The sequence below is a fragment of the Fusobacterium varium genome (assembly GCA_021531615.1).
GTDB lineage: Bacteria > Fusobacteriota > Fusobacteriia > Fusobacteriales > Fusobacteriaceae > Fusobacterium_A > Fusobacterium_A varium_C.
On sequence record JADYUE010000010.1, the window covers coordinates 47,164 to 53,915 of the forward strand.

Below are 6,752 nucleotides of genomic sequence, written 5' to 3' on the forward strand. Positions count from 1 at the left end.
AAATGAGAAAAGAATCAAAAGCTTTTCAAGCTGAAACAAAAGAACTTTTAAATTTAATGATAAATTCTATTTATACTAACAAAGAAATTTTTTTAAGAGAACTTATTTCAAACGCTAGTGATGCTATAGATAAATTGAAATTCACAGCTTTAACTAATAGTGAAATATTAGGAGAAAACAATGAATTTAAAATAACTCTTGTAGTTGATAAAGATAAAAGAGAGATAACTATTACAGATAATGGAATAGGTATGACTTACGATGAAGTAGCTGAAAATATAGGTACTATTGCAAAATCTGGATCTAAGGCTTTTAAAGAGAAACTTGAAAATGTTTCTAAAGATGATGTTGATATTATTGGACAATTTGGTGTAGGTTTTTATTCAGGATTTATGGTAGCAGACACTATGACTATTCTTACTAAATCACCAAATTCTGATAAAGGGGTTAAATGGTACTCTTCAGGAGATGGAGCTTATGAAATTGAAGAGATAGATAGAGAAGAAAGAGGAACTTCAATAACTCTTACTATAAAAGCTGGTGAAGAGTTTGACACTTTCTTAGAAGATTGGAAAATAAAAGAACTTGTTAAAAAATATTCTGACTATGTAAGATATCCTATCTATTTTAACAATGAAGTTATTAATTCAACAAAACCTATTTGGAAAACTGATAAAAATAGTTTAAAAGATGAAGATTACAATGAATTCTACAAAGCTAATTTCCATGATTGGGAAGATCCTATGTTACATCTACACTTAAAAGTTCAAGGAAGTGTTGAGTATACTGCTCTTTTATATATACCTAAAAAAGCTCCTATGGACTTCTATAGTAAAGATTATAAAAAAGGACTTCAACTTTATACAAAAAATGTATTTATCATGGACAAATGTGATGAACTTATTCCTGAATACTTTAGCTTTATAAAAGGATTAGTAGATTGTGATAACCTTTCATTAAATATTTCAAGAGAAATTTTACAACAAAATAGTGAACTTCAAGCAATATCTAAAAATCTTGAAAAGAAAATAATTAGTGAACTTGAAAAAATTCTAAAGAAAGATAGAGAAAAATATATTGAATTCTGGGAAGCTTTTGGAAGAAATATTAAGTTCGGTATCCATGATATGTTTGGAATGAATAAAGATAAATTACAAAATCTTCTTATTTTCAGAACTTCACTTGATGAAAAATACTCTACATTAAAAGAGTATGTTGATCGTATGGGAGAAAGAAAAGAGATTCTTTATGTAGTTGGAGAAGATTTAGCTACTGTTACTTCTCTTCCAAAAATGGAAACATTAAAAGAAAAAGGAATAGAGGTATTACTATTAACAGATAGAATTGATGAGTTTGCTTTAAAAACAATGATGGAATTTGAAGGTAAAACATTTAAATCTATCAATGATTCTGATTTTAAAATAGATGACAGTAAAGAAAAAGAGGAAGAGATAAAAAAATTGTCTGAAGATAATAGATCTCTACTTGATAAAATAAAAGATACACTTTCTGGAAAAATAGTTGATGTTGAATTGAGCAATGACCTTGGAAAAGGAGCTTCTGCTCTTTTAGCAAAAGGAAATATCTCACTTGAAATGGAAAAAGTTCTTTCTCAACTTCCAGGAAATGAAGAGGTAAAAGCTGAAAAAATATTAGCTTTAAACCCTGAACATCCTGTTTTCAAAAAATTACAAACTCTTGAAAATAGTGAAGAATTTAAAGATCTACTTGATGTTCTATATACAGAAGCTTTAATTCTTGAAGGCTTCCAAATAGAAAATCCAGTTGAATTTATTAAAAAGTTAAATAATTTACTTAAATAAAAATAAGATTTAATTAATATTAAAAGATTGCTTAATTAATTTTAGGCAATCTTTTTTATATAAAAACTATAATTTCCTTAGGAAAAGAAAAAAGCTGAAAAATCAACAACTCAATTGATCTTTCAGCTTTTTTTTAATAATTTAACTACTTTTAACTATGCTTTATATTTTATTTTTCCTTTTACAAGTGTCATATCTACACTGTAATCTGGGTTAAGAATTACTAAGTCAGCATCTTTTCCTTCTGCTACTTCTCCAGCATTTAATCCGAATTCTCTAGCAGCATTTGTACTTGTCATTTTTACTGCATCAAAAATACTATATCCTAATTCAATTATATTTTTAAATGCTTTATCTAGAGTAAGTACACTTCCAGCTAGTGAATCATTGCTTACTAATCTAGCTTGATTGTCTTTTACATAAACATCTAGTTCACCTAATTTATAGTTTCCTTCAGCAAGTCCAGTAGCACTCATAGCATCTGTTATACACTCTATTTTATCAACACCTTTAGCTCTTATCATAAGTCTTACTGTTTCAGGATGAACGTGAATCTTATCAAAAATAACTTCTGCCATAATATCATCACTATTTAATACAGCTCCTGCAACTCCAAGTTCTCTATGGTTGATTCCTCTCATTCCATTAAATGTATGTGTAGAATGTCCTAGTCCAGCTTTTATAGCTTTTTGAACATCATCAAAGAATACAGCAGAGTGTCCTATTGATACTACAACACCTTGACTTCTTAAATATTTAATAGCCTCAAGTGAAGCTTCTCCTTTTGGTGACATTGAGAATAGTTTTACTAGTCCAGGTTTTACTGATAAGAATTCTTTTATCTCTTCAATTCCAGCAGGTTTTATATATTTTTCATTTTGTGCTCCTTTATATTGAACATCAAAATATGGTCCTTCCATATGAACTCCAAAAATATTAGCTCCATCTAGCTCTTTATTTTGTAATTCTCCTGCTATTGATAATACTTTTTCTAAATTTTCTTTTGTACTTGTTAAAGTTGTTGCTAAAAAGTTTGTTGTTCCATGTTTAGCTACAAAAGTTGAAATAGTTTTTAAAGCTTCTGTTGTTCCATCCATAGCATCTGCACCATTTGCTCCGTGAATATGTACATCTATAAATCCTGGTACAACATATTTACCTTGTAAATCTATCACTTGTTCATAGAAAGGGTGATCCTTTTCCATGATTTTTTTTATTTTTCCATCTACTAACAAAATATCCCCAGTTATAATTCTATCGGCTAAAACAATCTTCCCATTTTTTAAAAGCATTTTTTCCATGAATTTCATCTCCTTTAAGATTGAATTAAAAAAACATATCATTTTCTTTATAGTAATATTTTATTACATTTTCTCTTTTTTCTCAATAGTTTTTTAATTCTTTCCCAAAAAGAAATCTCCATGTATACATAATTTCCTTTGATAGATTTTAAAATTTTCATATTAATTTACCCTTCTATATTAAAGAAAAAATTAGATTTCATCAACATTATCTATTCCTTCTGAAGCCTCATCATAATCTTCAGAAACAATATTTTCATCTTCACTTGTATCATCCAAATTTTTTTTAGTTAAAGAGATTTTATTTTCATCTGCTTCAATTATTTCTAAAACTTTTTTCTCAATTTCTTCAAATAATTCTTTTTCATTTTCTAGTCTAGTTTTTACATTTTCTTTTCCTTGCCCTAATCTAATATCTCCAAAGCTAAACCAAGCACCAGATTTTTGGACTATATCATTATCTAAAGCAATATCCAAAACTTCTCCTACCTTTGATATTCCTTTACCATACATAATTTGGAAAGATGCCTCTTTAAATGGTGGAGCTACTTTATTTTTAGTAACTTTTACTAGAGTTTCATTTCCTATAACTTCATCACCTTGTTTTACTTGTCCAACTCTTTTTACTTCCATTCTAACTGAAGCATAGAATTTTAAAGCTTTTCCCCCAGTAGTTGTTGTTTGAGGACCAAAGCCAAATCCACCTATCTTATCTCTAATTTGATTTATAAATATCATTGTTGTCTTTGATTTATTAAGAGTTGCAGTAAGTTTTCTTAAAGCTTTTGACATAAGTCTAGCTTGAAGTCCCATCTGTTGATCTGACATCTCTCCATCTATCTCCACTTTAGGAACAAGAGCTGCTACTGAGTCAACTACAATTATATCTACTGCATTTGATCTAACTAAAAGATCAGCTATCTCCAGTGCTTGTTCTCCATAGTCTGGTTGAGATATTAGAAGTTCCTCTACATCTACACCTAAAGCTTTAGCATATACAGGGTCAAGAGCATGTTCAGCATCTATAAAAGCTGCTACTCCACCATTTTTTTGTGCCTCTGCTACTATATGAAGAGCTATTGTTGTCTTTCCTGAACTCTCTGCCCCATACACCTCTATCACTCTTCCTCTAGGAACACCTTTTACACCTAAAGCTAAATCAAGATTTATACTTCCAGTAGGTATTACTTCTATATTCATGCTTAGATTTTCTCCAAGCTTCATTATTGAACCTTCTCCAAACTCTTTAGAAATCTGTTTTATAGCATTTTCTAAAGCTTTCTCTTTACTTGTATCTTCAACTTTTTTTGCTGACATTATTATCACCTCTTATTTATAACTTATTTATAAATATTTATATATAGATAATAACATATTTTTTTTTATTTGTCACTCCTTTTTTACTTTTAGACATATTAATTTTTTCCTCTTTACTTAAAATTCTTTTGTGCTATAATCAAGTTTGGAAGAGAATTTTTTTATTTTTTGGGGGATATTAAATGAATTTAAATGTATTAAAAAAATATTCACTTTGGATATTTTCAATATTGGTCAATTCTTTTGGAAACTTTATGCTAATAAAAGGTGATATTGGTAGTGGTCCTTGGGTTGCTGCTAGTATGGGAATTGCAGATGCTTTTAACTTACAAGTAGGAACTTGCACTATTATTCTAAATTTTTTAATCTATATTCCTATTACTATTATTAGTAAAAAGCTAAACATCTTCAAACTTCTTGGTTCTTTCTTTGTTGCCTACATCTTTGGAATATTTCTTAATTTTTTCTTAAATACTTTACATTGGGTACATCCAGAAACTTTAGTAACAAAAAGTTTATTTTTTATCATTGGTAATCTTATTCTTGCTTGTGGAATATCTATATACCTAAGATTAAATATAGCTGTAAATCCTTTTGATCAATTTTTAAAAACTGTTAATGATTATCTAATAGCTGATATGAAGAAAGCTAACTATGTTTATTTAGGTGTTCCATTTATTATAGCTTTAATTTTTGGAGCATATAATAGAAGTTTACCAGGTATTGGAATAGGAACTCTTATTATGTTACTTTTCAATGGAAATTTTATAAAATTTTTCAATAAAAAAATTACAATTCCTCAACATATTCTTACCCCTCGTAGATATATGTAATTTTTTGTTATCTGTGATTTTTTATGATATAATATATAATAATTTGTACAGGAGGTTTTTATGAAAAATATATTAGTTACTGGTGGAGCTGGGTATATTGGTAGCCATGCTACTGCTGAACTTCTTGATTCTGGATATCAAGTTGTAGTTGTAGACAGTTTAGAAAATGGATTTATGCAATTAGTTGATAAAAGAGCAAAATTTTACAAAGGAAATGTTCAAGATAGTGCTTTAATGGATAAAATATTTAATGAAAATAAGATAGATGCTGTAATGCACTTTGCTGGTTACATTAAAGTTCCTGAAAGTGTTGTTGAGCCTAATAAATATTATATGAATAACACTTATACTGTTATGTGTCTACTTGAATCTATGAGAAAAAACAATGTAAAAAATATTGTTTTCTCTTCTACTGCTGCTGTTTATGGCGATGTAAAAGAACCTGAACCAGTAGATGAAAACCACTCTAAAGAACCTATCAATCCTTATGGAATGAGTAAATTAATGTCTGAAAGAATTATTATGGATTGTGCTAAAGCTTATGGTTTTAATTACTCTATATTTAGATATTTCAATGTTGGTGGAGCACATGAAAAACATGATATTGGACAAATGGGAGAAGGAATTACAGCTTTAATTCCACTTATTTTAAAAGCTGCTAAAGGAGTTATTCCTAAACTTTCAATATATGGTAACGACTTTGATACAAAAGATGGAACTGGAGTAAGAGACTATATTCATGTTGTAGACTTAGTAAGAGCCCATATTCTATCTTTAAATAAACTTGCTAAAAATGAAAGTGGTATCTATAATCTTGGAAATGGAAATGGATTTACTGTTCTTGAAATGCTAAATGCTGCTAGAGAAGTTACAAAAATTGATATTCCTGCTGAAATAACTGGAAGAAGAGCTGGAGATCCACCTTGTGTAATAGCATCTAGTAAAAAAGCTATTGCTGAACTTGGATGGAAAGCTCAATATACAGATGTAAAAGATATTATTAGAACTGCATGGGAATGGAATCAAAAGATAAACTAATGGACAAGCCTATTTTAACTTTATATTACCAGTATGTTGGAAATACTCAATGGTTTAAAGAGGAGTTTCTAGCTAAAAAATATAATGTTTTAAAATATCTTCTTCCTGTTAAAAATAAAAAAGATAGTAACTTTATTTTACAAGTTTATCTTGATCCTACCAATGAGGAAAATAAACTTGTTTCATTTCATATTCAAGAGAAAGTATTCCATTTATTTAATGTAAATAAAACACTGGGAGAAAAATTAGTTTTCTCTCAAGAAAATTTTATAAAACTATTTGATTTTCTCAAGGAAACATATGTAGAAAAAGAAGATTAAATTTTAAGGAATATAGTGTTAGTGAATTCTAATACTATATTCCTTTTTTATATAAACTATAATTTATCGTTCTAATTTACATTAACAAAACTTATATTTTTTAACATCAAGTTGCCTTCA

At 28.3% G+C, this 6,752-nt stretch carries 6 protein-coding genes; 4 read left to right on the forward strand and 2 right to left on the reverse strand.

Translation table 11 applies throughout. The features are described 5' to 3' along the window. Nucleotides 1-2: 2 nt before the first annotated feature. Nucleotides 3-1,823 (forward strand): molecular chaperone HtpG, encoded by a 1,821-nt coding sequence (gene htpG / locus I6E31_05555; GenBank protein ID MCF2639439.1) that lies wholly within the window; start codon nt 3-5, stop codon nt 1,821-1,823. A gap of 155 nt (nt 1,824-1,978) precedes the next feature. Here htpG and nagA read toward each other — a convergent pair whose 3' ends face one another. Continuing rightward, nucleotides 1,979-3,124, reverse strand: a complete 1,146-nt coding sequence (nagA, locus tag I6E31_05560) for an N-acetylglucosamine-6-phosphate deacetylase (protein MCF2639440.1) — start codon at nt 3,122-3,124, stop codon at nt 1,979-1,981. 192 nt (nt 3,125-3,316) lie between these two features. Continuing rightward, complete coding sequence (gene recA, locus I6E31_05565) at nt 3,317-4,441, reverse strand: recombinase RecA (GenBank protein ID MCF2639441.1); 1,125 nt, start codon at nt 4,439-4,441, stop codon at nt 3,317-3,319. A 182-nt stretch (nt 4,442-4,623) separates the two neighbouring features. On the opposite strand from recA, the gene I6E31_05570 reads away from it, so the two are divergent. The 3 genes from I6E31_05570 to I6E31_05580 are packed head-to-tail and all read left to right on the forward strand — an operon-like array spanning nt 4,624 to nt 6,632. Continuing rightward, the gene (locus I6E31_05570; protein MCF2639442.1) at nt 4,624-5,274 is read left to right on the forward strand and encodes a sugar permease; all 651 of its coding nucleotides are present in this window, start codon (nt 4,624-4,626) and stop codon (nt 5,272-5,274) included. A gap of 60 nt (nt 5,275-5,334) precedes the next feature. Further along, nucleotides 5,335-6,312: a UDP-glucose 4-epimerase GalE gene (galE, locus tag I6E31_05575; GenBank protein ID MCF2639443.1), complete on the forward strand. Its 978-nt coding sequence runs from the start codon at nt 5,335-5,337 to the stop codon at nt 6,310-6,312. Then, nucleotides 6,312-6,632: a hypothetical protein gene (locus I6E31_05580; GenBank protein ID MCF2639444.1), complete on the forward strand. Its 321-nt coding sequence runs from the start codon at nt 6,312-6,314 to the stop codon at nt 6,630-6,632. Before galE ends, I6E31_05580 begins: the two co-directional genes overlap by 1 nt. The last annotated feature ends 120 nt before the right edge of the window (nt 6,633-6,752 follow it).